The sequence below is a fragment of the Mesorhizobium sp. B2-1-3A genome (genome assembly GCF_006442655.1).
Lineage (GTDB): Bacteria > Pseudomonadota > Alphaproteobacteria > Rhizobiales > Rhizobiaceae > Mesorhizobium.
Map to the genome: position 1 here is coordinate 62,352 of NZ_VFWK01000009.1, position 26,077 is coordinate 88,428.

Sequence of the window (26,077 nt, forward strand, 5' to 3'; positions counted from 1 at the left end):
TCTGCCGGCCCTGAGCGGTACCTTAAATTGTCCCAGACCCGACTTCGCTCCTCCTTGCTGATGGCCCCGGCGCTGGTCTGGCTGACCGCGCTGATGGTGGTGCCGTGCGCACTGGTGCTGGCGCTCGCCTTCTTCCGGCGCGGCATCTATGGCGGCATCGACTACACCTTCACGCTGGAGAATTTCGGGCTGGTCTTCGACCCGCTCTATGCCGGCATCTTCCTTAAATCGGCGCGCATCGCCGGCACCGCCACCCTGATCGCGGTGGTGGTCGGCTATGCCGCCGCTTATGCCATCGCTGCCGCGCCGCGCCGGTGGCAGCCGGTGTTCCTGTTCTTCGCCGTGCTGCCGTTCTGGTCCAACTACCTGATCCGCACCTATGCCTGGATCGTGCTGCTCAACCGCGAAGGCCTGATTACGCAACTGCTGCGCTGGTTCGGCTACACCGGCGAGCCGCCGTCGATGCTCTATACCGAAGGCGCCGTCATCGCCGGCTTGGTCTACAATTATTTGCCCTTCGTCATCCTCGCCTGCTACGCGCCACTGTCCCGGCTCAACCCGGAGCTTGCCGAAGCCTCGCGCGATCTCGGCGCCTCGGCCGCCACGACCTTTCGCCGTGTGATCCTGCCGCTGACCGTGCCCGGCATCGCCGCCGGCGCGGTCTTTGTCTTCGTGCTGTCGATCGGCAACTTCGTCACCCCGGCGCTGCTCGGCGGCGGCCGTTTCCAGATGATCGGCAATCTGGTCTACGACCAGTTCCTGACCGCCAATGACTGGCCCTTCGGCGCAGCGCTCGCCATGGCGCTGATCGCCATCATGCTTCTGGTGCTGATGGCGCAAGCGCTGGCCGCCGATCGCGCCTCGGGCCGGGCGGCGGAGGCCAAAGAGAACGCCGATGGCTGAGCGTTCCCCAGCCACACGGCGCACGCTCTGGTTCGTGCTCACCCTCGTCTTCGCCTTCCTCTACATCCCGATCGGCGTGCTGGTGGCCCTGTCCTTCAATGAAGGCGGCCTGCCGACGGCATGGTCGGGCTTTTCGCTGAAATGGTATGTCTCGCTGGCCAACAACTCCGCGATCCTTTCCGCCGCGCTCAACACGCTGATCGTGGCGCTGGTTTCCACCGCCATCGCCACACTGCTCGGCACGCTGCTGGCGATCGGCGTCGAGATGCGCCGGCAATATGGCAAGGGCCTGGAAGCGCTGATCTTCGCGCCGATGATCATTCCCGACATCGTGCTGGCGATCGCGCTGCTGTCGTTCTTTTCCATGCTCAACCTGACCATGGGGCTGCACACCATCATCCTCGCCCATGTCGTCTTCAATCTCGCCTTCGTCTGCTCGGTGGTGCGTGCCCGGCTGAAGAGTTTCGACTGGTCGATCGTCGAGGCCTCCGCCGACCTCGGCGCCTCCGCCGTGACCACCTTCCGGCGCGTGACCTTGCCGGTCATCCTGCCGGCGGTGATCGCCGGCGCGCTCCTTGCTTTCACGCTTTCGGTCGACGAGTTCATCATCGCCTTCTTCACATCCGGCGCCGGCCGTGCCTCGACCACACTGCCGATGCAGATCTACGCAATGATCCGCTTCGGCATCACACCGGAGATCAATGCGCTGGCGACCATCGTCATGGCTGTCTCCATCACCGCGTTGACCCTGTCACAGCGGCTTAACAGGGGGATTATCGGCCAATGAGCGAACCGCGCACGCTGCTGGCCATCGATCATGTGTCGAAGAAATTCGGCCGGGTCACCGCAGTCGACGGCATCTCGCTCGACATCCGGGAGAACGAATTCTTCGCGCTGCTTGGCCCCTCCGGCTGCGGCAAGACCACGCTCCTGCGCATGCTGGCCGGCTTCGAGACACCGACCGACGGACGCATCCTGCTCGACGGCAAGGACATCGCCAGGACGCCGCCCAACAAGCGGCCGGTCAACCTGATGTTCCAGTCCTACGCGCTGTTCCCGCATATGAGCGTGCGTGCCAATGTCTCCTACGGGCTGGAGATGGAGCGCTTGCCGGCTAAAGAAATCCGCTCCCGCGTCGACGCCATCCTGGCGACCACCGAACTGGTCCCGTTCGCCGACCGCAAGCCTGAGCAATTGTCCGGCGGCCAGAAGCAGCGCGTCGCGCTCGCCCGTGCCCTGGTCAAGCGCCCCCGGCTGCTGCTGCTCGACGAGCCGCTCGGCGCGCTCGACAAGAAACTGCGTGGCGCCATGCAGCTGGAGTTGAAGCGCCTGCAGCACGAGGTCGGCATCACCTTCGTCATCGTCACCCACGACCAGGAAGAATCGCTTGTCATGGCCGACCGCATGGCGGTGCTGAAAGACGGCAGGCTGCTGCAATGCGACACGCCGCACGCGATCTATGAACATCCCGCCGACCGCTTCGTCGCCGATTTCATCGGTGTGATGAATTTCGTGCCCGGCAAGGCCGCCGCCGATGGCGTGCTGGCCGCGAACGGCGCGCGCGTCGCCGGCGAGGTTCCCGCCACACTTTCACCTGGCGCATCGGCTGTTGCCTCGGTGCGGCCCGAACGCATCCGATTGTTTCCGTCAGCCGAGACCGCCAACCGCACGACCGGCACAGTCGAGGCGCTGGCCTATCACGGCCTCGACCTGCAGCTGCATGTCCGCACGCCTTTGTCGCCAAAACCGTTCCTGGTGCGCGTCACCGCGGACGCCGCCGACCGGCGGCCTGTCGCATCAGGCGACCAGGTCGAACTCGGTTGGGACGCCGCCGACGTCAGAATTTTCGCAGAATGAGAGGAGCAGCTGATGGCCCAGAAGACGATCGCCTTTTTCCCTGAAGCCGCCTACGGCCCGGCGCTCAATTCCGTCGGCATCGCGCAAGCCATCGAGGCGCGCGGCCACAAGGCTGTGTTCCTGTCCGATCCCGGCTTCGTCGAGGTCTACAGGGGCTATGGTTTCGAGGCGCATCCGGTGAACCTCTCCGAACCGATGCCGCCCGAGCAGATGGCGAAATTCTGGGAGGATTTCATCAACGGCCACATCCCAAATTTCCGCAAGTCGCCCTACGACCAGGTCGACAATTACGTCAAGGATTGCTGGACCGCGATCGTCGACAGCGCCAAATGGGCGCAAAAGGATCTGCCGCGCGTGCTGGCCGCCATCAAGCCCGACGTGATCTGCGTCGACAACGTCATCCTGTTCCCGGCCATAAAACAGTTCGGCAAGCCGTGGGTGCGCGTCATCTCCTGCTCGGAAAACGAGATCGAGGACGAGGATATCCCGCCGCATCTCTCCGGCTGCGGCGAGAACGACCATGCCGGGCACCAGCGCTACCGCGACCATTTCAACGCGGTGATCAAGCCGATCCATGACGACTTCAACGCCTTCCTCACCGCCAACAACGAAGCGCCCTACCCGACCGGCCAGTTCTTCGAGGCCTCGCCCTATCTGAACCTGCTGCTTTATCCCGAGGCCGCGAAATTCAAGCGCCGCCATCCGCTCGACCCGGCGAAATTCCAATATCTCGAGGGCTGCGTGCGGCAAGAGAAGCCTTATGCGGTGCCGACCTTCGCGAAGAACAATGATGGCCCGCTGCTCTATGTCTCCTTCGGCAGCCTCGGGGCCGGCGATGTCGATTTGCTGAAGCGTATCATCGCGACGCTGGGCAAGACGCGCTACCGCGCTCTGGTCAATGTCGGCGGCTACAAGGACCAGTACACGGACGTACCCGGCAACGTCATTGTCGAGAGCTGGTTTCCGCAGCCTTCGGTCATCCCGCAGGTCGATGCGGTCATCCACCATGGCGGCAACAACTCGTTCACCGAGTGCCTCTATTTCGGCAAGCCCGCCATCATCATGCCCTATGTCTGGGACGGCCACGACAACGCCACCCGGGTCGAGGAAACCGGCCACGGCTTCGGCATGCCGCGCTACGACTGGAGCGATGCCGAGCTGATCGCGAAGATCGAGACCTGCCTGACCGATCCCAGGATGAAGGCGAAGCTGGCCAGGACATCAGCACAGATGCACGCGCAGAATGGACCGGAAAAGGCGGCCGGATTGCTGGAGGCACTGCTGTGACCTCTTCCGCCCCACACCTCCACCAGGCCTCCACCCGCACCGACCTCGTCGACTGGGGCGCCCAGCCCGATGCACTGGAAGGCGCCTCGCATTCCACCGGCAGGCTGGTGCACAAAGGGCCGAACAACCAGCCGGAATCCGGTATCTGGGTGTGCACGCCAGGCCGCTGGCGGCTCTCGATCCCGCGCGATGAATTGTGCCATTTCGTCGCCGGCCGCGCGACCTACCGGTCGGATGTCGGTGAAGTGATAGAAGTATCGGCCGGGACCGTGGTCATGTTCCCCGCCGGCTGGACGGGCGAATGCACGGTGCATGAGACCATGCGCAACGTCTACATGCTGGCCTGACCGAGGAACTGATATGCCGACACCGCACTGGCCAAAGGCCTCAACCGTGGAACTGGACGACTGGGGCGCGGGCAGCAACACGCTTGCCGGCGCGCCGCGCGCCTCCGGCAAGATCCTGTCGCGGAACCCGGACGGATCGAGCGAATGCGGCCTGTGGTCCTGCACGCCGGGCACCCGCAAGGTCACCTTCGCCGCCGACGAGTTCTGCCACTTCCTGTCCGGCCACGGCAGCTATGTCCACGAGAACGGCGAAGAGATTCCGGTCGAGGCCGGCACGCTCGTCTTCTTCCCCGCCGGCTGGACCGGCATCTCCATCATCACGCAAACGCTGACCAAGGCCTTCATGTGCCGGTGAGCTCCATTTCAAGGAAATCGATATGACCACGCCCATCATGCAATCCCCCTTGGCCATCACCGACCTCGTCGACTGGGGCGTCATCCCGACCATGATCGAGGGTGAGTCCCATACTTCTGGCAAGCTGCTCTACAAGGGGCCTGAAGGCCGCTCCGAATGTGGGCTGTGGGTCTGCACACCGGGCAAATGGCACTGCCACGTTACCCGCGACGAATTCTGCCACTTCCTCGAAGGCCGCTGCACCTATGTCCATGAATCCGGCGAAGTGATCGAGATCGAGCCCGACACGGCGGCCTTCTTTCCGCAGGACTGGAAGGGCGTCTGCACCGTCCATGAGACGATCAAGAAGGTCTACATGATCCGCTGAGCCTTCTCCGATCAGTCTTCAAGGAGCACAGAATGCATTTCTCGCCCGATCGGCCGACCTTCTTCGTCAATCCGGACTACCGTTCGATGGCCGGCACAACAAAACCGGTGATCGATCCCGCGACGCTGGAAACCGTCGGTGCGATCACCGCAGCCAGCGACGGCGAGATAGACGCCGTACTCACAGCTGCGACCTTGGCGCAACTTGCCTGGAAAAAGCTCGACGCCAAGAGCCGGGCGAAACACCTGCATGCCGTCGCCAACGCCATCGAGGCGGCGGACTTCACGCGCTGCGCCGAACTGATGGTGCGCGAGATGGGCAAGCCCTATCCCGAAGCCATCGGCGAAATCGCCAATTGCGCGCCGATCTTCCGCTACTATGCCGAGATGGCGCGCGACGACGCCGGCAAGGTCGCTGGCACGACGCAGGCCGGCTCCTTCCAGTATGCGCGCTACGAGCCCTATGGCGTCTCCGTCCACATCATGCCCTACAATTTTCCGATCCTGCTGATGTGCTGGACGGTGGCCGCCTCGCTTGCATCAGGCAATGCCTGCGTCATCAAGCCGGCCGAGGCGACGACGCTGTCGACGCTGGACTACATGGCCGTGTTCCGCTCGCTGCCGGAAGGCCTCGTCTCCTGCCTGCCGGGCGGCGCGGCCACGGCGCAGGCCTTGATTACTTCGGATCGCACCCATGCGGTCGCCTTCACCGGCTCGGTCGCCGCCGGCAAGGCGGTCGCGATGGCCTGCGCCGAGCGCATGAAACCTTGCGTCATCGAGGCAGGCGGCAGCGATCCGCTGATCATCAGCGAACACGCGCCACTGGAGGTCGCGGCCGCCGGCAGTGTCACCGCCGCCTTCCACCTCACCGGCCAGGTCTGCACCTCGGCCGAGCGCTTCTTCGTCGTCGATGCCGTGCACGACCGATTTGTCGAATTGTTCGCCGAAAGGACCCGCGCGCTGCGCATCGGCAACGGCATGGACAAGACCGAGATCGGGCCGCTGGTCAGCGAAAGCGCGCGGGCCAAGGTGATGCGGCTGGTCGATGACGCCATTGCGCACGGAGCGAAGGCCGTCACCGGCGGGCGCATCCCGCCGGCGCACAACACCGGCTGGTTCTACGAACCGACGATCCTGACCGGCGTCACCCCGGACATGGCGATCGTGCGCGAGGAATGTTTCGGGCCGGTCGCCGCCATCTGCCGGGTGAAGGATTTCGACGAGGCGATCCGGCTCGCCAATGACAGCCCGTTCGGGCTCGGCGCCTCGGTGTTCACGACGGACCTCGCCGAGGCACATGAGGCGGCCGAGCGGCTCGAAGCCGGCATGGTTTGGGTCAACAACCCGCTGATCGACAATGACGCCCTGCCCTTCGGCGGCTGGAAGGCGTCCGGCCTCGGCCGCGAACTCGGCCGCCAAGGGCTCGACGCCTTCCGCCGTTCCAAGATGGTCATCATCGACCACAAGCCAGAAATCCAGGGCTGGTGGTATCCCTACCCGGACAGCTGGTTCCGCGAGACCGGCGGCCGCAAGCATGTGTGAGATATGCGGCGCGGCACAGCCGCGCTGCTCCGACGACTCATGCCTCGATTGCTTCCACCAAGGCGCGCGAGACCGAGGCAATCGTCGCATTGCGCTTGGCCAGGCTCTGCTTGGTACCGGTCAGATAGACCGACATCAGGACCGGATTGCCTGACATCGGCCAGATGACCGCCGCGTCATTGGTGCTGCCGTGTTCGCCGGTGCCAGTCTTGTCGCCGCATTTCCAGCCTTTCGGCAATCCTGCCCTGATGCGGTCGTCGCCGGTCTTGTTGGCGACCAGCCAGTCGACGAGCTGCGCCCGGCTCTTTTGCGACAGGCTGTCGCCGAGCGTGAGGCGCTCGTAATCCTCGATCATGGCCAGCGGCGAGGTCGTATCGCGGGGGTCGCCCGGCACGGATTCGTTCAGCTCCGGCTCGATCCGATCGAGCCTGGTCACCGTGTCGCCGATCGAGCGCAGATAGGCGGTCAGTTGCGGCGGTCCGCCAAAGGAGGCCAGCAGCAGATTGGCGGCGCCATTGTCACTCACCGTCACCGCGGCCTCGCAAAGCTGCGCCACCGTCATTACTCCGCCGGCATGGTTCTTGGTCGTTGGCGAGTTCGCGACAACGGCGTTATGTGGCACTTCTATGCTGCGGTCGAGCTGTTCGATGCCGCCGTCGACGCGATGCAGGATGAACGCCGCGGCAAGCGTCTTGAAGGTGCTGCACATCGGAAACAACTCGTTCTCGCGATAACCGAACTGCACCGCCGTCCCCGCGATCCGGCAGGCAACACCAAGCCGACCGCCGCTTTTCGCCTCGATCCGCCTTATTTTCGGCAAGACGCCATCAAATTTTGTCGGGCTTGTTGCCGCCTTCGCCACCGCGCCAAGCGTGATGGGGGCCGTCAAAACCACTGCGAGACCACCAATGAAACTGCGTCTGCTCGTCATGTCCACACTCTCTGTTGCCCCGCGCCGCAGAACTGGACCGGATCCGACGCCATCGCAAACGAGTAAACGTCGCCTCCGCCATAAGAAAAATTAGGGCTGCACCCGATGAAGCGATCGCATCTTCCGCTGAACGGCCTGCGCGCCTTCGAGGCCGCCGCACGGCATCTCAGCTTCACCGGCGCCGGCCTCGAACTGCGCGTCACCCAGGCCGCCATCAGCCATCAGGTCAAGGGCCTTGAAGAGGTGCTTGGCGTCCGGCTCTTCCGCCGGCTGCCGCACGGGCTGACTTTAAGCGATGAAGGCGAAGCCTTGCTGCCGGTGCTGAGCGACGCCTTCAACAGGATCAGCATCACGCTCGACCGTTTCGAGGGCGGCCGCTTCCATGACATCGTCACTGTCGGCGTCGTCGGCACCTTCGCCTCGGGTTGGCTGATCCCGCGATTACCGCTGTTCCACCAGGCCTATCCGGACATCGAATTGCGCATCTCGACCAACAACAACCGGGTCAACCTCGCCGCCGACGGCCTCGACTTCGCCATCCGCTTCGGCGACGGCTCCTGGCAAGGGACGGACAACACGCCGCTGATGTCGGGTTCGTTCTCGCCTGCTTGTGCGCCCGACATAGCCGCGCGCCTGCGCGACCCCTCCGATCTCGCCCGCGAAACGCTGCTCTGCTCCTACCGGGAGGACGAGTGGCTGCGCTGGTTCGAGGCGGCGGGGCGCCATTGCCCGCCGATCAAGGGCATCGTCTTCGATTCCTCCGTCACCATGGCCAACGCCGCCGTCCAGGGCGCCGGCGTCGCGCTGCTGCCGGTCTCGATGTTCAGCCGGGAGTTTGGTTGCGGCCAGTTGGTGCAGCCCTTCGGCAGCACGGTCGATGTCGGCCGCTACTGGCTGTCGGCAAGACGCAGGCGGCAGAACTCGCAGGCGATGACGACCTTCGCGGACTGGCTGACGGCGGAAACAGCTCGGAGCAATTCCAGAAAAAGTGTGTAGCGGTTTTCCCGGGAAAAGCGCTTGGCGCTTTCCCTGGGGAATTGCGCAAAATCAGGGGTCAGCCGATGCTTTCGCCGCCGTCGATCACCAGCGCCTGGCCGGTCATGAAGGATGACCGGTCGGAGACGAGGAACAGGATCGCCTCGGCAATCTCCTCGGCACTCGCCCAGCGGCCCATCGGGATCTTGGTGCGGACATAGGTCTCGATCGCCTCGCGTCCGCCCATCTGGGCGATGAACGGCTCGTTGAACGGCGTGTCGACCCAGCCCGGGCAGAGCGCGTTGACGCGCACATTGTGCCGGGCATAGTCGAGCGACATTTGCCGCGTCATCGCCACCACCGCATGCTTCGATGTCGCGTAGGCGATCATCTCCCGGTCGTAGAAGACACCCGAATTCGAGGCGGTGTTGAGGATGACGCCGCCGCCTTGCGCGATCATCGACGGCATGACGATCCTCGCCGCCAGGAATTGCGCCCGCACATTGACCCGCCACGAGGCATCCATGCCGTCGGTCCCGACCTCGGTCAGCGTGCCGCCGACCTGGATGCCGGCGTGATTGTGCAGGATGTCGATGCGACCATGCTTTTGGAGCGTGCCGGCAAGGAGCTGCTCGACATCGGCGTCATCCGAAACGTCGGCGGCAATTGCCTCGGCACTGCCGCCCGCCGCGCGGATATCCGAAGCTGTCGCCTCGCCGCCGGCCTGGTCCCTGTCGGCGATGACGACCATCGCGCCTTCCCTGGCCATGATCATGGCGCCGGCGCGGCCGATGCCGGAGCCGGCGCCTGTCACCACGGCGATACGGTCTTTGAGGATCATGATGCGGCTTTCAGTTGGACGGCTTGCGCTGGCGCAACTGCCACTGGGCAAGCACCACGAGCAGCACGGAAGCGACGAGCACGATCGTCGCGATGGCGTTGATCTCCGGCGTCACACCGCGCCGGATCGAGGCGAACACATAGATCGGCAGCGTCGTCTGCGCGCCGGCGACGAAGAAGGCGACGATGAAATCGTCGAAGGAGAAGGTGAAGGCGAGCAGGAAGCCGGCGACCACCGCCGGCATGATCTGCGGCAGCACGATCGAGCGGAACGTCGTCAGCGGCGTGGCGTAGAGATCGCTGGAGGCCTCGACGAGATTGCGGTCGAGGCTGCCGAGCCGCGTGCCGACGATCATCGTCACCAGCGCCATCGAGAACAGGCCATGCGCCGCGATGATTGATCCATAACCAAGCGACAGTTTGGGCGGCTGGTCACCAGGCCAGATCGAGGCCAGGAACGGATTGACGACGGCGAACAGCTGGACGAGCGCGACCAGCGTCGAGATGCCGATGACGACGCCGGGAACCACGATCGCGGCACCCAGCAGCGCGTCGAAGACAGCCCGGGTTCTGACCCCGACCCGCGCCAGGCCGAGTGCCGCCGCCGTGCCGCACACCGCTGCCAGAAGCGCGCTGGTGGTGGCGATGAACAGGCTGTTCTTCAGGGCCTCGACCAGGAACGGATTGGACAGCGCCGTGCCGTACCACTGCACCGAAAAACCGGTGAACTCGCTGGCATGGCGACCGGCATTGAACGAGAACAGCACGACCAGTGCGATCGGCAGATAGAGGAACGCAAAGATGGCGGTGACGAAGGCGCGCATCAGATCAGGTCCACACGGCGAGCGCCCGAGACGCGGGTCGAGATGCGGTTGGCCACGATCAGCACAACCACCGAAACCAGCACCAGCGTGATGGCGATGGCCGATCCGAACGGCCAGTTGCGCGACTGCAGGAACAGGTCGACCAGCGCATTGCCGATGAAGAACACCTTGCCGCCGCCGAGCAGCGTCGGGATCAGGTATTCGCCGAGCAGCAGGATCATCACCAGCGAGAAGCCGGTCATCACGCCCGGCAGCGAGAGTTTCAGGGTCACGCCGAGGAAGGTCGACAGCGGCGTCGCGCCGAGATCGGCGGATGCTTCCAAGAGCCTTCGGTCTAGCCGCTCGAGGCTGACATAGATCGGCAGGATCATCAGCGGCAGATAGCCATAGACGATGCCGAGCAGCACGGCGCCCGGCGTGTTGATCAGCCTGACATCCTCGATGCCGACAAAGGCGAGCAGCGCCGGGATACCGCGTCCGCCCAGAATGTACATCCAAGCATAGGTCCGCATCAAAAGGCTGGTCCAGAAAGGAATGACGACGAGCGCCAGCAGGATCAGCCGCCAGCGCTGCGGCGCCTGCAAGGCGAGATAATAAGCAACCGGATAGGCGACGAGCAGACAGGCCAGCGCGCCCACCGGCGCCAGCACCATCGTGTTCCAGAAGGCCGTCGCCCGCGCCGGAAGGTTGGCATACTGCGCGAAGGTGAAGGCGGCCTGATAGCCGCCTTCCGGTGCCCGCTCGCCGACGCTGAAGACGGCAATGGCGATGAACGGCAGCACCAGGAACACCACCAGCCACGCCGTTGCCGGGGCAAGCAGCAAGGCGGTCAGGAAATTATGACGAAATCTGTTGCCGCGCATTTGAAACCGCCCCTATGCCGGCGGGCATGCGCCCGCCGGTCAATTGTCCGCGTCAGGCCGGCGCTCAGGCCGACTTGAAGCGCGCCATCAGCTCGGCGCGGCCCGGATCGGTCAGCGTTGCCGCGGCGCCGAACTCCAGCGGCGTCAACAGGTCGGCCGCCGGATAGAGGATCGGATTGTCGAGCACTTCCTTGGGCAGCAGCTTGTTGACGCGAGCGTCGGTCGAGGGCGCGCCGTTTGCAAGGTGCTCCTTCACCGCGACCTGCGGGTTCATCAGATAGTTGAGCAGTGCATAGCCGGCCGGCTTGTTCGGCGCGTCCTTCGGGATGGCGTAGAAGTCGGTCCAGATCTCGCCGCCCTCCTTGCCCAGCACATAGGCGATCTCGGGAATGTCGCGATGCAGTTGCGCGCCGTCATTGGTCCAGCACATGGTCATCCAGGCGTCGCCCGCGCGCATGCCCGGCTGATAGTCGGACGAGACCGCGAACAGATGCGGCTTGACCTTCAGCAGCAGTTCCTCGGCCTTGGCGAGTTCGTCCTGCTTGAGCGAGTTGAAGGAGTAGCCATAGTATTTCAGCGCGTTGCCGATCGTGGTCAGCTGGTAGTCGTGCACCATGGTGCGGCCGTCGCCCTCGGCCATGGCCGTGTCCCAGAACTCCTTCCAGCTCGTCATCGGCTTGGTCAGCTTCTTGGTGTTGACGGCGAAACCTGTCGTGCCCCAGTTCTTCGGCACGGCGTAGATCACCTTGTCGATCGTGCCTTCCGAGGTGAAACGCGGGTCTTCCTGCGTGCCGTCGAAATTCGGCAGCTTCGCCATGTCGAGCGGCTCGATGATGCCGAGCTTCTTGTAGGTCGAGATCGTGTAATTGGTCGGCACGAACAGGCTCCAGCCCGAGGCGCCGGCCTGCAGCTTGGCCAGCATCTCCTCATTGGAGCCAAACACGTTGACCTCGACGGCGACGCCGGTGTCCTTCTTGAAGTTCTCGAAGGTCTGCGGATCATGGTAGTTGGGCCAGGTGGCGATCGACATGCGGTCGCCGAGGTTCTCAGCGGCAAAAGCCGGCGTTGGCATGATGCCGATCTCGCGCGCCATCACCGCCGTCGCGATGCCAAGGCCGGTAAGGCCCAGGAAGTCGCGGCGGCCGATCGAGCCGCGCTTGAGGCGCATCAGTTGGTCGACGAAGTTTTCAGGGCTTATCGGCAGTCCGTCACGATATGATTTCGACATTTTGGTTTACCCTCTGGTTGGTCCCGTTGTTCTTGGTTTCCGGAAACGCCAACGGCGTTCCGGCGGCATAGCCGATGGCGACGGGTTCGCCCGGCTTGAAGAGATTGCCTTGGCCGATCAGATGGTCGGCCTTGGCCAGCAGCGTTCCGATGCCCTGGACCTCGATCGCGTATTCCGCGGTCGAGCCCAGGAAGATGCGGTTGCGCACTATGCCCTTGAGCGGGCCGCTTTGCGGAGCGCCGAGGCTGAGTGATTCCGGGCGCAGGCTGACCGAAACGGTCTCGCCTTGCCGCAACGCGGTCCGCTTGCGCGCCGCTATGACGGTGCCGTCGGCCAGCGCCACATCAACCAGATCGCCTGAATGCCCGGTGACCTTGCCGCTCAACAGATTGGTCTTGCCGACGAAATCGGCGACGAACAGATCGGCCGGTTCGTCGTAGATTTCGCTCGGCTGGCCGAGCTGGACGATGCGCCCGCCATTCATGACGCAGACGAAATCGCTCATCGACAGCGCTTCCTCCTGGTCGTGAGTGACCAGCACGAAGGTGATGCCGATCTCGCGCTGCAGGTTCTGCAACTCGATCTGCATGTCGGTGCGCAGCTTCTTGTCGAGCGCGGCCAGCGGTTCGTCGAGCAACAGCACCGCCGGCTTGTTGACCAGCGCGCGCGCCAGCGCGACACGCTGCTGCTGCCCGCCAGACAGTTCGTGGATCTTGCGGCCGCCATAACCGGCAAGCCGCACCATTTCGAGCGCTTCGCCGGACCGTTGGCCGATCTCGCGGGACGACAGCCGCGGCCGTGCCTGGCGCAGCCCGTAGGCAACGTTGTCCTCGACATCCAGATGCGGAAACAGCGCGTATTGCTGGAACACCATGTTGACCGGCCGCCGATAGGGCGGCGTGCCGGCCATGTCCTGGCCGCGGATGAACACGTGGCCTTCGCTCGGCTGTTCGAAGCCGCCGATCATGCGCAGGCACGTCGTCTTGCCGCAGCCGGACGGGCCGAGCAGGGCGACAAAGGCGGAGGGCGGGACAGAGAGATCGATGCCGCTGACCGCGGTCACCGCGCCATAGCGCTTGGTGACGCCGCGAAACTCGATGTCGGGCACTGCGGTCAAAGGCTGCGGGCTCCAGCAACAGGGCTATTCCAGGACGCTACCAGAGCCAATGGCGACTAGTATATACCTCGCAGGTGGTATATCTGATCTATTTTCTTGTTTAAGGGGGTAGGGATTGGGTGCGTCCCGCAGCGACGAATACAGCCGGCTCGCCGCCCTCGTCGCGGCGACGCGGGAGACGAGCGGCGACCTGTTCGGCAAGGCGATGGTCGATTGGCTGCGCCAGCATGTCAGCTTCGACCATTGCGTGGTCTTCGGTTATCGCGGCGCCTCGCGCCCGCCATTGCTGTTCGAGACCTTCTCGCCGGCCGAAAGCCATGTCTTCGTCGCGCTCTACCAGGAAGGGCCCTATCTGCTCGATCCATTCCACCACGCCGCGGTCGAGCGCAAGGAAGGGTTCTGGCGCATGCGCGAACTGGCGCCGGACCGCTTCTACGCCAGCGAGTATTTTCGCTCCTATTACAGCCAGACCAGGCTGGCCGAGGAGGTCGGCTTCTTCGTGCCGCTGCCCGGCAAGGACGCGCTTGTGCTGTCGCTGATGCGGCTGCGCGCTTCGGGCCCGTTCGGGACCGCGGACGCCAGGCTTCTGCGCGACATGGCACCGGCCGTGATCAGCTTCATCAGGTTGCGCTGGCCTGCCCTTCCCGCCGACCAGCCAGCTGAAGTCAGACAAGATGAGACGATCGCCGCGGTCAACGAGTTCGACCGTGCCCATATCTGGAAGAGTCTGTCGCTGACGCCGCGCGAAAAGCATGTGGTCGACCTGGTGCTGCAGGGTCACTCGACGGAATCGATCGCCAGAGCCATGCGCATCGTGCCGGGGACCGTGAAGGTCCACCGCCGCAACATCTACCGCAAGCTCAAGATCAAGTCGCAGGCCGGCCTGTTCGCCCGCTTCGTCGAGATCATCGACGCGCGGATTCGATAACCGCCACAACCATCAGCAGTCATCTGATCAGGCGGTCGCGTCGGTCTCCCAGGAACCGGTCTCGGCCATCCGCTTCAGCAGTGGGGCTGGCTTGAACACGTCCTTGCCGGTCTGCCGGGACCAATGCTCGAGCCGTTCGACAATCCTGGCTCCGCCTTCGAGGCCGGCCCAGAACATCGGACCACCCTTGCCGATGGGAAAACCGTAGCCATTGACCCAGACGACGTCGATGTCCGAGGCGCGGGCCGCGATCTTTTCTTCGAGGATCTTCGCCCCCTCGTTGATCATGGGATAGAGCGTGCGCTCGATGATCTCCTCGGCGCCGATCGCGCGCGGTTCGATGCCCCGCTCGGCCGTCTTGTCGCGGATCAGCGTCTCCACCTCGGGATCGGAAACGCCGGCCCGGGCGCCGGCCTCGTAGAGGTAGAAACCACGGCCGGTCTTCTGGCCGAAGCGCCCCTGCTCGCACAGCGTGTCGGCGATCACGGCCGTCAGGCCGCGCGCCTTGCGGTTGCGCCAGCCAATGTCGAGCCCGGCGAGATCGCCCATCTGGAACGGCCCCATCGGCCAGCCGAAATCGGTGAAGGCCTTGTCGATCTGGCTGGGTGTCGCGCCCTCCAGCAGCAGCGCTTCCGATTCCGAGCCGCGCGCGGCCAACATGCGGTTGCCGACGAAGCCGTGGCAGACGCCGACGACGACAGCCACCTTGCCGATCCGCCGCGCCAGATCAACGACGGTCGCCAGCGCATCCGGCGCGGTCTTTTCGGCGCGAACGATCTCCAGCAGTTTCATGACATTGGCCGGCGAGAAGAAATGCAGGCCGAGTACATCCTGCGGCCGCGAGATCGAGCCGGCGATCTCATTGATGTCGAGATAGGAGGTGTTGGTGGCAAGGATGGCGCCCGGCTTGGCGACGGCATCCAGCTTGCCGAAAACCTCCTTCTTGACCGCCATGTCCTCGAACACCGCCTCGATGATCAGGTCGCACTCGGCGAGATCGGCATAATCGGTCGAGCCCTTGAACTGGGCGAGCCGCTGACGCTTGGCGTCTTCGGTCAGGGAACCGCGCGAAACGGAGACCGCATAGTTTTTCTCGATCGTGCCCAGCCCGCGTTGCAACGCCTCCCCGCTGGTTTCCAGCAAGGTCACGGGATAGCCGCCATTGGCGAAGGCCATGGCGATGCCGCCGCCCATCGTGCCGGCGCCGATGACGCCGACCCGGGCAATCCTGCGCTTGGGCGTGTCCTTGCCAGAAAGCTTTGCCGCCTCGCGTTCGGCGAAGAAAAGATGACGCTGGGCGCGCGACTGGTCGCTGCCGACAAGCGTCACGAACAGCGCGCGCTCCGCCGCCAGCGCCTCGTCGAAGGGCAGCGTGACGGCATTGCGCACCGCTTGCGCACAAGCGATCGGCGCTTCCAGCCCGCGCGCTTTCCTGGCGAGGTCGGCGGCCTCGGCATCGAAAGCCCTGAGGTCGGTTTCCTTGAGCCCGTCATCGCGATCACGCACCGGCGTGAAGGGGCCACCCTTGCGGGCGATTTCCCGGGCGAAGTTCACGGCATGCGTGGTCAGATCGCCTTCGAAAACGGCGTCCACGAGACCGGCGGCATGCGCCTCGGCCGCACCGATCGGCGTGCCCGAAACGATCATCTTCAGCGCCTTCACCGCGCCGACGAGGCGCGGCAGCCGCACGGTTCCGCCGCCGCCCGGCAATAGCCCAAGTTTCACCTCGGGAAGGCCGAGCCTGGCGCCGGTATCGGCAATGCGGAAATGGCAGCCAAGCGCCAGTTCCAGGCCGCCACCGAGCGCGGTGCCATGGATGGCGGCGACCGTCGGTTTGGCGATGGTCTCAAGCATGACGATCAGAGCGCGCAGATCGGGCTGTTGCACCGGCTTGCCGAATTCCGTGATGTCGGCGCCGGCAACGAAGGTCCGTCCAGCGCAGGCAATCACGATGGCCGCGACCGAAACATCATCGCGCAAGGAAACCAGCGCGTGCATCAGCGGTTCGCGGACATGAAAACTCAGCGCGTTGACCGGCGGATTGTCGATGATGACGACGGCAACGTCGCCGTCCCGGCTGACCTTCACGAAATCGGACACACAAACCTCCCAGCAATGGTGAGCGGCCTAGCCGCGATCGGGATTTACAGGGCTATGGCGCGGATGGGAACCAGATGCCTGCCTGGCACAATGTTTACCGTTTGGATCAGCGCCGGCCGGCACCCTCCGCCACCAGCATCTCCGGCATCGCGGTATCGATGGTGCGCCCGCCACGCCAGGAGGCGAAAGCCGCGACAAGGTAGAGAATGGCCGAGAAGGTGAAGGCGAAGACCAGGCCATGCTTGAACGGCCCCGACATCAACTCAGGGAAGAAGACGTGGCCGGTCAGCGTGTCGATGCTCTGCTGCGGCAGCGCGTGCAGCACATTGGCCGGGATCAGTTCGCCCATCGGATTGTAGCCGAGGAAGGCTGCGAACAGGCTGGCGACCGGCGGCATGTTGGCGATCTGGTGAGCGACCGCTTCAGGCACATGCTGTGCTAGCAGGCCGGCCTCCATGCTCTGCGGCAGGCTGGCGGCGAGGCCGACGATCATCAGGCTGAAGAACAGGCCGATCGACAGCACCTGGCCGGCATTGGTGGTGGTGGCGCGCATGCCGGAGGCCTGGCCGCGTTCGCGCGCCGGCACCGAATTCATGATCTGCGTCGAGTTCGGCGCCACGAACAGGCCGGAGCCGAGACCGTTGAGGAACAGGAGCGCGGCGAAAACCGTGTAGGAGAAATCGGCCGGCAGCGCCATCAGCGCCACGAAGCTTGCGGCGCCCACGACCATGCCGCCGACCGCGAACGGCACGCCGCCGACCCTGTCTGAGAAATAGCCCGAGACCGGCCCGGCGATAAGGAAGCCGACCGTCAGCGGCAGCATGAAGATCGCCGACCACAGCGGTGTCTCCTCGAAGGAATAGCCATGCAGCGGCAGCCAGATGCCTTGCAGCCAGACGATGAGCATGAATTGCAACCCGCCGCGCGCTATGCCCGAGGCGAGATTGGCTATGTTGCCATAGGCGAAGCCGGGGATGCGGAACAGTTTCAGGTCCAGCATCGGCTTGGCGACGCGCTGCTCGATGAAGACGAAGGCGATCAGCGAGACGAAGCCTATGGCAAACAGAACAAGCACTTTCGGGCTGGTCCACGCCATCACCTGGTCGCCATAGGGCTGCAGCCCGTAGGTGATGGCGGTGAGAATGAGCACGAGGCCGAGGCCGAAGCTGATATTGCCGAGCCAGTCGATCGTGTGGGTGGAGCGGTTCGGCGCGTCGTGCAGCTTGAGATAGGCCCAGACCGTGCCGACGAGGCCGAACGGCACGTTGATCCAGAACACCAGACGCCAGTCGGTATCGGCAAGCAGGCCACCGATCAGAAGTCCGACGAACTGGCCGCCAATCGCCGCCACGACATTGATGCCGAGCGCGAAGCCGCGCTCGTTTTCAGGAAAGGCATCGGTGAGCAGCGCCGTGGAGTTGGCCATGATCAGCGCGCCGCCAATACCCTGGATGATGCGCACGGATATCAGGTACATCGCGGCGAAATCGCCTTGTCCCGGCAGCAGGCTGAGCGCGATCGAGGCGGCGGTGAAGACGGCAAAACCGAGATTGTACATTTTCGCCCGGCCGAACTGGTCGCCGAGCCGGCCGAAGGCGACGACCAGCACCGCGGTGGCGATCATGTAGCCGATGATCGCCCAGAGCAGATAATTGATATTGCCGGGATCGAGCGCCTTGAGGCCGATGCCGCGGAATACCGCCGGCAGGCTGATCAGCAGGATCGAGCCATTGATGGCGGCGGCCAGCATGCCGAGCGTGGTGTTGCTCAGGACCATCCATTTGTGGCTCTGCGGGCTTCTGTCTGCGGCGGTATTCATGATGGTAACGTCCAACAGTGCTGGCGCGGTTGCCGTCAGCGCTATATATGAGGATAGTCTCAGGTTTGGAAATATGAGGATGGCCTCGGAAAAAGCAAGAGTGTCGGCGACGAATCCGCGTGCACCGCAGCAAAAAAGAGGGCGCGAACGGGTCGCGGCACTCATGGCGAGCGCGGCGGCGCTGTTCGTTGAGAAGGGTTTCGACGCCACGACGATGACCGAGATCGCCGCCCGCGCCGGTGCCGCCATCGGCACGCTCTACCTTTTCTTCCCGACCAAGGAAGCGTTGGCGCAGGCCATTCTGGCCGAGAACGCGGAAACCCTGTCCACTCAGCTTGACGCCTTGCAGGAACAGGCCAGGGGCTTGGCGCCGGCAGCGATCGCCGACGCACTGTTCGAGGTGCTGGGCCGTTTCGTCGCCACGCACCCGGTCTATTCCGCCTTGCTCGACCTGCCCGGCGACGATGGCTGGCGCCGCAAGATGCGGGCACGCCGGCGCGACCAGATCGCCGCGCTGTTCGCGCAAGCCGAGCCACCGCTTCCAGCCGGCCAGGCCGAGCGGCTCGCCGTCATCGTGCCGCAGCTGATGCGCATCCCGCTGGCGCTGGTCGGCGAAAAGCGGTTGCGCGATGGCGTGCTGGAGGAGCTGAGGCTGATGCTTGCGCGGCACCTCGAGGACAGTGCGTAACGGGACGACTCAGCGCACTGCCTTCTCGCCACCCGCAGCCGTAATCACCCCGACGATGATGAGCCCCGTCAGCAGCAGCCGCACGCCGGCGCTGACGCCGAACGTGTTGAGCATGGTGAGCAGCAACACCAGGAACAGCGCCGCGCCCCACACACCAGGCACATTGGCCTTGCCGCCCGCGACCGACGTGCCGCCGATGACCACCACGGCGATCGAGGCCAGCAGATATTCATTGCCGATATCGACATTGGCGCCACGGAAATAACCGGCGAGCAGCGCACCGTCGATGCCGCCGAGCGCCCCAGACAGCGTATAGGTGAGGAAGCGGATGCGGCCGACATTGACGCCGGCGAGCCACGCGGCGCGGATGTTCTGGCCGATCGCCAGCACCGAGCGGCCATAGATCATACGCTGCAAGGCGATGGCCGCCCCGATGGTGAACAGCACGGTCAGGATCGCCAGCACGGGAATGCCCAGGATCTGCCAATTGGTGAAATCGGCGAAGCCGGGCGGCGGCTTGATCTGCAGCCCGCGCCCATAGCTGATGTCGATCGACTGGATGATGAAGCTCGCCGACAAGGTGGCGATGATCGGCGGAATGCGCAGCGCCCAGATCAGCAGGTAGTTGACCGCGCCGATCGCCGCGCCGCAGGCGAGCGCCGCCAAGAGGCCAACGACGATCATGGAATCGCTGCCGGCCATCACCTTCATGGCAACGGCGCTGGCGAGCCCGATATTGGCCGGCAGCGACAGGTCGACATTGCCGGGCCCGAGCGTGATGACGAACATCTGGCCGACGCCGACGATGACGGTGAAAACGGCGAGCGAGAGCGCCGCCGTCACCATGCCGCCGGCGCCATAGCCGCCGGTGAAGGCGATCGTCGCCAGCCACACGACAAGCGCGCCGACGAACGACCAGATCCAGGGTTTGGCGGCCAGCGATTTCACCAATGCCATCGCTCACCTCTCCCTGCGGCTGATCAGCACCCGCGCCGCCAGCACGATGATCAGGATGGCGCCGTTGGCGGCCACCTGCCAGTCGGGTGGAATGTGCATGAAGGTGAGCAGCGGCGAGGCCGCCAGCGCCAGTGTCAACGCGCCGATCACCGCGCCGATCGGCGACACCCGGCCGCCGACGAATTCGCCGCCGCCGAGGATGACGCCGGCGATCGCCAGCAGCGTGTAGCCATTGCCGATATTGGCGTCGGCCGAAGTGGTGATGCCGATCAGCGCCATGCCGGACAGCACGCCGAACAGGCCGGCCATCGCGAACAGCACGACCTTGGTTTTGAGCAACGACCAGCCGGCACGTCGAAGCGCTGCCGGATTGCCGCCGGAACCGCGCAGGATCGCGCCATAGGAGGTGCGCATCAGGCCAAAATGGACAATGAGACCGATCAGCAGCGCCGCGATGATCGGGAAGGGAATGAATGGCGGCTTGAACGACATGATCGCCAGCAGCCAGTCCGGCGCCTTGCCGCCGGGCTTGGGCAAGACGAGAATGGCCAATCCCTGCCAGACGAAGCTCATGCCGAGCGTCACCACGATCGACGGCAGATTGCGCAGATGGATCAGCGCGCCGAGCAGCGCATAGATGCCGATCGAGCCGAGCAGGATGGCGACGCCGACGAGCGGCGCGTCCTTCAGCCAGGTCGCGGTGACGCAGCCGACGAAACCGACGAAGGTGCCGATCGACAGGTCGAGCTCATTGCCTGATATGACAAACATCTGCGCGATCGTCGCCAGCGCGATCGGGATCGCCAGGTTCAGCATCAGGCTGAAGCCGAAATAGCTGATTGCACGCGGATTGAGCCAGGCAATGGCGAGCAGCACCAGCGCCAGCGACAGCGCCGGCAGCAAGCCACGCAGCAGGCGGGCGCGCGCCGCCGCATTGCGCGCCGCCGCCCCTTTGAAGCCATTGTCGATGGATGCTGCCGTCATCTCAGGCCGCATCGCCGAACGAGGACTGGATGATCTTCTCCTCCGTCAGTTCGTCGCGCGTGAGGTTGGCGACGATGCGGCCGTTCTTGAAGACATAGACATGGTCGCAATTGTCGAGCTCTTCGGTTTCGGTCGTGTACCAAAGGAAGGTGCGGCCACGGCCAGCCTCCTCGCGCACGAGGTCGTACACTTCGAGCTTGGTGCCGATGTCGACGCCGCGCATCGGGTCGTCCATCAGCACGATCTGGGCATCGGAGCCGAGCGCGCGGGCAAACAATGCCTTCTGCTGGTTGCCGCCCGACAGCGAGAAGATGTTGTTGTTCATGTCGGGCGTGCGGATGCCGATCCTCTTCTGCCAGACCTCGGCAAGTTCAGCCTCGCGCTGTGGCGAGATCAACAACCCCTTGCGCAGGCGCGCCAGCGAGCGGATGCCGATGTTTTGCGCGATCGACCATTGCGGGAAGATGCCGTCCGACTGACGGTCGCCCGCGACAAGCGCCACTGGGGCGGTCACCTCGATCCCTGTCCTAGCACGCGAGGCTCCGCTGAAGATCGCCAGCAGCAGGTCGGTCTGGCCATGACCGGCCAATCCGGCAAGGCCGATGATCTCGCCGACGCGCGCCTCAAGGTCGGCGCCATCCTGCTGCGCGGCGGGCCGTGCCCGCACCCGCAACGGACCCGCCCCAGGCTTCGCGGCAGCGGCTTGCGCCGCGATCTTGCGGCGTGCTTCCGCTCCGCCCATCACCGTCACCAGCCGGTCGCGGTCGAAGACATCAGCCGCATCCGACGCCACCACCTTGCCGTCACGCATCACCACGATGCGGTCGGCGTTCTTCAACACCTCGCCCAGCACATGCGAGATCAGGATGCAGCTCTTGCCGCCGGCGACGAAGCGGCGCACGAAGGCCAGCAACTGGCCTGATGTATGCGCGTCGAGCGACGATGTCGGCTCGTCGAGAATGACGAGGTCGAGCCGGTCCTGCGTGACCGTGAAGGCGCGCGCCACCTCGACCATCTGGCGCCGCCCGATCGAGAGGTCGCCGACAATATCCCAGGCCGAGATGCCATGGTCCGGGAAGATCTCGTCCAGCTTGGCGGTGATCAGCGTGGCCGCCTTGCGCCGCCAGCCGAAGCCGGAGAGCGAGGCATGGTTGATGCGCGTGTTCTCGGCGACGCTGAGATTGGGGCACAGTGACAGTTCCTGGAACACGCAGCGTATGCCGAGTTTTTGCGCACGCGACACCGAGTAGTTCTCCTCGATGCCGCCATGCACGCCGATCTTGCCGTTGTCGGGCGCCATAGTGCCCGCCACCATGTGCATCAGCGTCGATTTGCCGGCGCCATTGTGGCCGACCAAGCCAACGCACTCGCCAAGCCCGACATGAAAATCCACCCCGCCCAGCGCGCGAACGGCGCCGAAATGTTTTTCGGCGCCGTTCAGTCTGATGATGTCAGCGTTCCCTTCAGGCATGCTCAACGGTACCCGCTCGGCGATACGGACGGCAACGCTGCCGCGATGCTCACTTGATGTTGGCTTTGATGGCCGCCATTGCATCTGCCTGGCTGTATTCGTGGGTGGCGACGCCGCCTTCCTTGATCTTCGGCAGCGCTGCCTCGAAATCGTCCTGGGTGAAGGCCAGATACGGCACCAGGAGATCGTGCGGAATGTCCTTGCGGCCGTCGAGCACCTGTTGCGCCACCCAGAAGGCAAGCGAGGACACGCCGGGCGCGATCGAGGCCGACCAGGTCTGGTAGCCGTCCTTGTCCTTCTGTTCCTTCCACCACTTCAACTCGTCCTGGCGGTTGCCCATGATGATGGTCGGGCGCGGCTTATTGGCGGCGGCGAAAGCCTGGGCCGCGCCATAGCCGTCACCGCCCTGGTCGACGATGCCGACGACATCGGGCAGCGAGGGCAGGATGGTCGCGACCGCTTTCTGCGCCGTCGTCTGGTCCCAGTCGCCGGTCACCGAACCGACGATCTTGAATTCGGGATGGGCGGCGACGCCTTCGAGGATACCGGCATGGATGGCATCGTCGATGGACGTGCCGGCAAGGCCGCGGATCTCCAGCAGGTTCCCGCCCTTGGGCTGGAACTTGGCCATCTGCTCGATTTCCTGCTTGCCCATGTCCTTGAAGTCGACGACCACGCGGTAGGCGCAGGGCTCGGTGACGATGCCGTCGAAGGAGACGACGACGATGCCGGCGTCGCAGGCCTGCTTGATGGCGCCGTTGAGCGCGTCCGGCGAGGCGGCATTGATGACGATGGCGTCATAGCCCTGCAGGATCAGGTTCTGCACCTGGGCTGCCTGCGTCGGCACTTCCTTGTCGGCGGTGGTGAAGATGTCGGCCGCGCCGACGACCTTGTCGTCGACCGCCTTCTTGGTGACGATGCCGTAGCTGTCGAGCATGGCCTGCCGCCACGAATTGCCGGCGTAATTGTTGGAGAATGCGATCTTCTTGCCGCTGGTGTCGGCAAGTGCGGTGCCGGAGGCCAACATAGCCGCCAGCGCACCCAGAACGAGCAGTTTCTTCATATGATTTCCTCCCGAAGTTGCTAGTTTTGCCTGATGATCGTTACGCGCAGTCCCTGTTTTTTATCTATTGTCAGACAAATGCAGACGAACCGCAAGCTGTCAACTGCAAAGCTTGGCATGCCTTCGATCAACTTGCGGTGCGATGATTGAAAAAGCCGCCGGCCCATGGTCTAGGAGCACGACAGGAGGCCATTTGATGGCAGTAACGCCGACCGTTGCCAAAGGCGCGCCCGGAATACCGGCGCGCTGGACATCAAGCGCCAAGAGTGGCGTCGGCACCGCGTTTTCAGCCAAGAGCCCGCTCTGGTTCACCATCAGTCACGGCATCTTGAACGAGATCTACTATCCGCGTCTCGACAGCGCCTGCACGCGCGACATGGAACTGATCGTCACCGGCCCCGGCGGCTATTTCTCGGAAGAGAAGCGAGACGCCGCGCACGCCATCGCGCCGTTCGAGGACGGCGTGCCTGGCTACAGGCTGACCAACACCGCGACAGACGGCGCCTACCGTATCGAAAAGCGTATCATTACGGATCCGAAACGGCCTGTTCTGCTGCAGGAGATTGCATTCGTACCACTGAAAGGTCCGGCGGCCGACTTCCATGTCTACGCGCTGCTTGCCCCGCACCTCGTCAATGCCGGCATGGGCAATACCGCCTGGGTTGGCGAACACAAGGGCCAGCGCATGCTCTTCGCCACGGGGCGCGGCGTCTCCCTGGCGCTGGCCTGCTCACTGCCCTGGCATGGCTGTTCGGCCGGCTATGTCGGTTTCTCGGACGGATGGCAGCAATTGCAGAATGGCGGTGCGCTCGATCCCTCCTGCCAGCGGGCGGAAGACGGCAATGTCGCCCTGACCGGCGAGATCGGCTTTTCCGCTGGCAAGACCACGGCCTTGCTGGCGCTTGGCTTCGGCGCTTCGCCGGAAGCAGCCGCGGACCTGGCGCTGGCCAGCCTCAAGCAGGGTTTCGACGCCGCCGCCGAAACCTATGTCGGGGACTGGCGGACATTTCAGACCGGGCTTGAGAAGCTCGACCGCCGCACCGCCTCCGGGCTGAACACCTATCGTGTGAGCACCGCGGTTCTCGCAACGCATCTCTCGGTCGCGAGACCCGGCGCCGCCGTTGCCAGCCTGTCGATCCCATGGGGCTTCAACAAGGGCGACGACGATCTCGGCGGCTACCATCTGGTCTGGCCGCGCGATCTGGTCGAGACGGCTGGAGGTTTCCTTGCCGCCGGCGACGGCAAGCAGGCGCTGCAGATCCTGGCCTATCTTCGCTCGATCCAGCAGCCGGACGGTCACTGGCCGCAGAATGTCTGGTCGGACGGCACCGCCTACTGGCCCGGCATCCAGATGGACGAATGCGCCTTTCCGCTGCTTCTGGCCGACGCCTTGCGCCGCGCGGGCTATCTGCCGCGTGCCAGGCTCGCCGATTTCATGGCAATGATCGAAACCGCCGCCTCGTATGTCGTGCGCAACGGCCCCGTCACCGGCGAGGACCGCTGGGAGGAGGACGCCGGATACAGCCCGTTCACGCTGGCCGTCGAGATCGCCGCGCTGCTTGCCGCCGCCGACATGCTGGATATCACCGGAAAGAGTGAGCCGGCAAGCTACCTGCGCGAAACCGCTGATTGCTGGAACGATCAGGTCGAACGCTGGACCTACGTCACGGGCACCCAGCTCTCCATCGACGCAGGCGTCAGAGGCTATTATGTCCGTATCGCGCCGCCGGACGATGCGGGCGCCGCTACGCCGAAGGACGGCTTCGTGCCGATCAAGAACCGTCCCCCGACCGACACCGACAAACCGGCGGAAGCCATAGTCAGTCCCGACGCCCTGGCCCTGGTTCGCTTTGGCCTCAGGGCGGCCGACGATCCGCGCATTGTCAATACGGTTAAGGCCGTCGATGCGCTTTTGCGTTGCGATCTGCCGCAAGGCCCGGTCTGGTACCGCTACACCAGTGACGGCTATGGCGAGCACGAGGATGGCACGCCTTTCGACGGCACCGGCCAGGGACGCGCCTGGCCGCTGCTCACCGGCGAGCGGGCGCATTACGAGCTTGCCGCCGGGCGCAAGGAGAAAGCCGCGCAGCTTCTCGAGACTTTCGAGCGCTCGGCGGGGATCGGCGGATTGCTGCCGGAGCAGGTCTGGGATGCCGATGATATCCCTGAGCGCGAGCTGTGGCTCGGCAAACCGTCCGGCAGTGCCATGCCGCTGGTTTGGGCACATGCCGAGCACATCAAGCTGTTGCGCTCGTTGCGCGACGGCGCGGTCTTCGACATGCCGCCGCAAGGCGTCGAGCGCTACATCAAGGGCAAGACAAGCTCGCCGCTCAGGACATGGCGCTTCAACAACAAGATCCGCACCATCCCGGCCGGCAAGGTTTTGCGCGTCGAGCTTTCGGCGCCGGGCGTTGTCCATTGGAGCAGCGACAAATGGCTGACGATCCAGGACCACAAGACCAGCGAGAACGCTTTCGGCGTTCATCTGGTCGATCTGCCGGTCGCCGGACTGGAGCCGGGAGACACCCTCGTCTTCACTTTTTTCTGGCCCGATGCGATGCGTTGGGAGAATGTCGACTTCAGCGTCGGCATTGACGCATCATGATTAAGGCAGCGGCGCCGATAGATTTGT

The 26,077-nt window shown here is 64.5% G+C and carries 24 protein-coding genes; 12 read left to right on the top strand and 12 right to left on the bottom strand.

The window, feature by feature from the left end; genetic code table 11:
* The first annotated feature begins 60 nt into the window (after positions 1 to 60).
* Genes FJ977_RS31100 through FJ977_RS31135 form a run of 8 tightly spaced genes read left to right on the top strand, consistent with a single transcriptional unit; the run spans position 61 to position 6,657 of the window.
* On the top strand, positions 61 to 903 hold the full coding sequence (locus FJ977_RS31100) for an ABC transporter permease (protein WP_140776436.1): 843 nt from the start codon (positions 61 to 63) through the stop codon (positions 901 to 903).
* The gene (locus tag FJ977_RS31105; protein WP_140776003.1) at positions 896 to 1,690 is read left to right on the top strand and encodes an ABC transporter permease; all 795 of its coding nucleotides are present in this window, start codon (positions 896 to 898) and stop codon (positions 1,688 to 1,690) included. The genes FJ977_RS31100 and FJ977_RS31105 overlap by 8 nt, the downstream gene beginning before the upstream one ends.
* Positions 1,687 to 2,760 carry an ABC transporter ATP-binding protein gene (locus FJ977_RS31110; protein WP_140776004.1) on the top strand — a complete coding sequence of 358 codons (1,074 nt, stop codon included), beginning with the start codon at positions 1,687 to 1,689 and terminating at the stop codon, positions 2,758 to 2,760. The genes FJ977_RS31105 and FJ977_RS31110 overlap by 4 nt, the downstream gene beginning before the upstream one ends.
* Before the next feature lie 12 nt (positions 2,761 to 2,772).
* Positions 2,773 to 4,047 carry a glycosyltransferase gene (locus FJ977_RS31115; protein WP_140776005.1) on the top strand — a complete coding sequence of 425 codons (1,275 nt, stop codon included), beginning with the start codon at positions 2,773 to 2,775 and terminating at the stop codon, positions 4,045 to 4,047.
* Complete coding sequence (locus tag FJ977_RS31120; protein WP_140776006.1) at positions 4,044 to 4,394, top strand: cupin domain-containing protein; 351 nt, start codon at positions 4,044 to 4,046, stop codon at positions 4,392 to 4,394. The genes FJ977_RS31115 and FJ977_RS31120 overlap by 4 nt, the downstream gene beginning before the upstream one ends.
* A 13-nt stretch (positions 4,395 to 4,407) precedes the next feature.
* On the top strand, positions 4,408 to 4,749 hold the full coding sequence (locus tag FJ977_RS31125; protein ID WP_140776007.1) for a cupin domain-containing protein: 342 nt from the start codon (positions 4,408 to 4,410) through the stop codon (positions 4,747 to 4,749).
* A 22-nt stretch (positions 4,750 to 4,771) separates the two neighbouring features.
* Positions 4,772 to 5,116, top strand: a complete 345-nt coding sequence (locus FJ977_RS31130) for a cupin domain-containing protein (protein ID WP_027059488.1) — start codon at positions 4,772 to 4,774, stop codon at positions 5,114 to 5,116.
* A gap of 32 nt (positions 5,117 to 5,148) precedes the next feature.
* On the top strand, positions 5,149 to 6,657 hold the full coding sequence (locus FJ977_RS31135) for an aldehyde dehydrogenase family protein (RefSeq protein WP_140776008.1): 1,509 nt from the start codon (positions 5,149 to 5,151) through the stop codon (positions 6,655 to 6,657).
* 37 nt (positions 6,658 to 6,694) lie between these two features.
* Here the strand turns inward: FJ977_RS31135 and bla are convergent, their stop codons facing one another.
* Positions 6,695 to 7,588, bottom strand: coding sequence for a class A beta-lactamase (gene bla / locus FJ977_RS31140; protein WP_140776009.1), 894 nt, complete (start codon positions 7,586 to 7,588; stop codon positions 6,695 to 6,697).
* A 105-nt stretch (positions 7,589 to 7,693) separates the two neighbouring features.
* On the opposite strand from bla, the gene FJ977_RS31145 reads away from it, so the two are divergent.
* Complete coding sequence (locus FJ977_RS31145; protein ID WP_140776010.1) at positions 7,694 to 8,584, top strand: LysR family transcriptional regulator; 891 nt, start codon at positions 7,694 to 7,696, stop codon at positions 8,582 to 8,584.
* 58 nt (positions 8,585 to 8,642) lie between these two features.
* On the opposite strand, the gene FJ977_RS31150 is transcribed toward FJ977_RS31145, so the two are convergent.
* The 5 genes from FJ977_RS31150 to FJ977_RS31170 form a co-directional block, all read right to left on the bottom strand.
* Positions 8,643 to 9,404 carry a glucose 1-dehydrogenase gene (locus FJ977_RS31150; protein ID WP_140776011.1) on the bottom strand — a complete coding sequence of 254 codons (762 nt, stop codon included), beginning with the start codon at positions 9,402 to 9,404 and terminating at the stop codon, positions 8,643 to 8,645.
* A gap of 10 nt (positions 9,405 to 9,414) precedes the next feature.
* On the bottom strand, positions 9,415 to 10,227 hold the full coding sequence (locus FJ977_RS31155; RefSeq protein ID WP_140776012.1) for an ABC transporter permease: 813 nt from the start codon (positions 10,225 to 10,227) through the stop codon (positions 9,415 to 9,417).
* Positions 10,227 to 11,090: an ABC transporter permease gene (locus FJ977_RS31160; RefSeq protein WP_140776013.1), complete on the bottom strand. Its 864-nt coding sequence runs from the start codon at positions 11,088 to 11,090 to the stop codon at positions 10,227 to 10,229. The genes FJ977_RS31155 and FJ977_RS31160 overlap by 1 nt, the downstream gene beginning before the upstream one ends.
* A 64-nt stretch (positions 11,091 to 11,154) precedes the next feature.
* Positions 11,155 to 12,318: a spermidine/putrescine ABC transporter substrate-binding protein gene (locus FJ977_RS31165; protein ID WP_140776014.1), complete on the bottom strand. Its 1,164-nt coding sequence runs from the start codon at positions 12,316 to 12,318 to the stop codon at positions 11,155 to 11,157.
* Positions 12,299 to 13,435 (bottom strand): ABC transporter ATP-binding protein, encoded by a 1,137-nt coding sequence (locus tag FJ977_RS31170; RefSeq protein WP_140776015.1) that lies wholly within the window; start codon positions 13,433 to 13,435, stop codon positions 12,299 to 12,301. The genes FJ977_RS31165 and FJ977_RS31170 overlap by 20 nt, the downstream gene beginning before the upstream one ends.
* 115 nt (positions 13,436 to 13,550) lie before the next feature.
* On the opposite strand from FJ977_RS31170, the gene FJ977_RS31175 reads away from it, so the two are divergent.
* The gene (locus FJ977_RS31175; protein ID WP_140776016.1) at positions 13,551 to 14,363 is read left to right on the top strand and encodes a LuxR C-terminal-related transcriptional regulator; all 813 of its coding nucleotides are present in this window, start codon (positions 13,551 to 13,553) and stop codon (positions 14,361 to 14,363) included.
* Positions 14,364 to 14,390: 27 nt separating this feature from the next.
* On the opposite strand, the gene FJ977_RS31180 is transcribed toward FJ977_RS31175, so the two are convergent.
* Together FJ977_RS31180 and FJ977_RS31185 are read right to left on the bottom strand one after the other, a co-directional pair.
* Complete coding sequence (locus FJ977_RS31180) at positions 14,391 to 16,463, bottom strand: 3-hydroxyacyl-CoA dehydrogenase NAD-binding domain-containing protein (RefSeq protein WP_140776017.1); 2,073 nt, start codon at positions 16,461 to 16,463, stop codon at positions 14,391 to 14,393.
* Positions 16,464 to 16,569: 106 nt separating this feature from the next.
* A complete protein-coding gene (locus tag FJ977_RS31185) occupies positions 16,570 to 18,282 on the bottom strand; it encodes an MFS transporter (protein WP_140776018.1) in 1,713 nt (570 codons plus the stop codon).
* Between the two features lie 100 nt (positions 18,283 to 18,382).
* On the opposite strand from FJ977_RS31185, the gene FJ977_RS31190 reads away from it, so the two are divergent.
* On the top strand, positions 18,383 to 18,970 hold the full coding sequence (locus tag FJ977_RS31190) for a TetR/AcrR family transcriptional regulator (protein WP_181180124.1): 588 nt from the start codon (positions 18,383 to 18,385) through the stop codon (positions 18,968 to 18,970).
* Positions 18,971 to 18,979: 9 nt separating this feature from the next.
* On the opposite strand, the gene FJ977_RS31195 is transcribed toward FJ977_RS31190, so the two are convergent.
* The 4 genes from FJ977_RS31195 to FJ977_RS31210 are packed head-to-tail and all read right to left on the bottom strand — an operon-like array spanning position 18,980 to position 23,445.
* Positions 18,980 to 19,927 (bottom strand): ABC transporter permease, encoded by a 948-nt coding sequence (locus tag FJ977_RS31195; RefSeq protein WP_140776020.1) that lies wholly within the window; start codon positions 19,925 to 19,927, stop codon positions 18,980 to 18,982.
* A 3-nt stretch (positions 19,928 to 19,930) separates the two neighbouring features.
* Positions 19,931 to 20,911: an ABC transporter permease gene (locus FJ977_RS31200; RefSeq protein ID WP_181180125.1), complete on the bottom strand. Its 981-nt coding sequence runs from the start codon at positions 20,909 to 20,911 to the stop codon at positions 19,931 to 19,933.
* Between the two features lies 1 nt (position 20,912).
* Complete coding sequence (locus FJ977_RS31205) at positions 20,913 to 22,382, bottom strand: sugar ABC transporter ATP-binding protein (RefSeq protein ID WP_140776022.1); 1,470 nt, start codon at positions 22,380 to 22,382, stop codon at positions 20,913 to 20,915.
* A gap of 49 nt (positions 22,383 to 22,431) precedes the next feature.
* Positions 22,432 to 23,445 (bottom strand): substrate-binding domain-containing protein, encoded by a 1,014-nt coding sequence (locus FJ977_RS31210; protein ID WP_140776023.1) that lies wholly within the window; start codon positions 23,443 to 23,445, stop codon positions 22,432 to 22,434.
* A 196-nt stretch (positions 23,446 to 23,641) separates the two neighbouring features.
* On the opposite strand from FJ977_RS31210, the gene FJ977_RS31215 reads away from it, so the two are divergent.
* Positions 23,642 to 26,050: a glucan 1,4-alpha-glucosidase gene (locus tag FJ977_RS31215; RefSeq protein ID WP_140776024.1), complete on the top strand. Its 2,409-nt coding sequence runs from the start codon at positions 23,642 to 23,644 to the stop codon at positions 26,048 to 26,050.
* Positions 26,051 to 26,077: the final 27 nt, after the last annotated feature.

Bases quoted from the DNA above. Each gene is read 5' to 3' on its own strand.
- FJ977_RS31100 (WP_140776436.1), top strand. From the start codon at position 61: ATGGCCCCGGCGCTGGTCTGGCTGACCGCGCTGATGGTGGTGCCGTGC.
- FJ977_RS31105 (WP_140776003.1), top strand. From the start codon at position 896: ATGGCTGAGCGTTCCCCAGCCACACGGCGCACGCTCTGGTTCGTGCTC.
- FJ977_RS31110 (WP_140776004.1), top strand. From the start codon at position 1,687: ATGAGCGAACCGCGCACGCTGCTGGCCATCGATCATGTGTCGAAGAAA.
- FJ977_RS31115 (WP_140776005.1), top strand. From the start codon at position 2,773: ATGGCCCAGAAGACGATCGCCTTTTTCCCTGAAGCCGCCTACGGCCCG.
- FJ977_RS31125 (WP_140776007.1), top strand. From the start codon at position 4,408: ATGCCGACACCGCACTGGCCAAAGGCCTCAACCGTGGAACTGGACGAC.
- FJ977_RS31130 (WP_027059488.1), top strand. From the start codon at position 4,772: ATGACCACGCCCATCATGCAATCCCCCTTGGCCATCACCGACCTCGTC.
- FJ977_RS31135 (WP_140776008.1), top strand. From the start codon at position 5,149: ATGCATTTCTCGCCCGATCGGCCGACCTTCTTCGTCAATCCGGACTAC.
- bla (WP_140776009.1), bottom strand. From the start codon at position 7,588: ATGACGAGCAGACGCAGTTTCATTGGTGGTCTCGCAGTGGTTTTGACG.
- FJ977_RS31145 (WP_140776010.1), top strand. From the start codon at position 7,694: ATGAAGCGATCGCATCTTCCGCTGAACGGCCTGCGCGCCTTCGAGGCC.
- FJ977_RS31150 (WP_140776011.1), bottom strand. From the start codon at position 9,404: ATGATCCTCAAAGACCGTATCGCCGTGGTGACAGGCGCCGGCTCCGGC.
- FJ977_RS31155 (WP_140776012.1), bottom strand. From the start codon at position 10,227: ATGCGCGCCTTCGTCACCGCCATCTTTGCGTTCCTCTATCTGCCGATC.
- FJ977_RS31160 (WP_140776013.1), bottom strand. From the start codon at position 11,090: ATGCGCGGCAACAGATTTCGTCATAATTTCCTGACCGCCTTGCTGCTT.
- FJ977_RS31165 (WP_140776014.1), bottom strand. From the start codon at position 12,318: ATGTCGAAATCATATCGTGACGGACTGCCGATAAGCCCTGAAAACTTC.
- FJ977_RS31185 (WP_140776018.1), bottom strand. From the start codon at position 18,282: ATGAATACCGCCGCAGACAGAAGCCCGCAGAGCCACAAATGGATGGTC.
- FJ977_RS31195 (WP_140776020.1), bottom strand. From the start codon at position 19,927: ATGGCATTGGTGAAATCGCTGGCCGCCAAACCCTGGATCTGGTCGTTC.
- FJ977_RS31200 (WP_181180125.1), bottom strand. From the start codon at position 20,911: ATGACGGCAGCATCCATCGACAATGGCTTCAAAGGGGCGGCGGCGCGC.
- FJ977_RS31205 (WP_140776022.1), bottom strand. From the start codon at position 22,382: ATGCCTGAAGGGAACGCTGACATCATCAGACTGAACGGCGCCGAAAAA.
- FJ977_RS31210 (WP_140776023.1), bottom strand. From the start codon at position 23,445: ATGAAGAAACTGCTCGTTCTGGGTGCGCTGGCGGCTATGTTGGCCTCC.
- FJ977_RS31215 (WP_140776024.1), top strand. From the start codon at position 23,642: ATGGCAGTAACGCCGACCGTTGCCAAAGGCGCGCCCGGAATACCGGCG.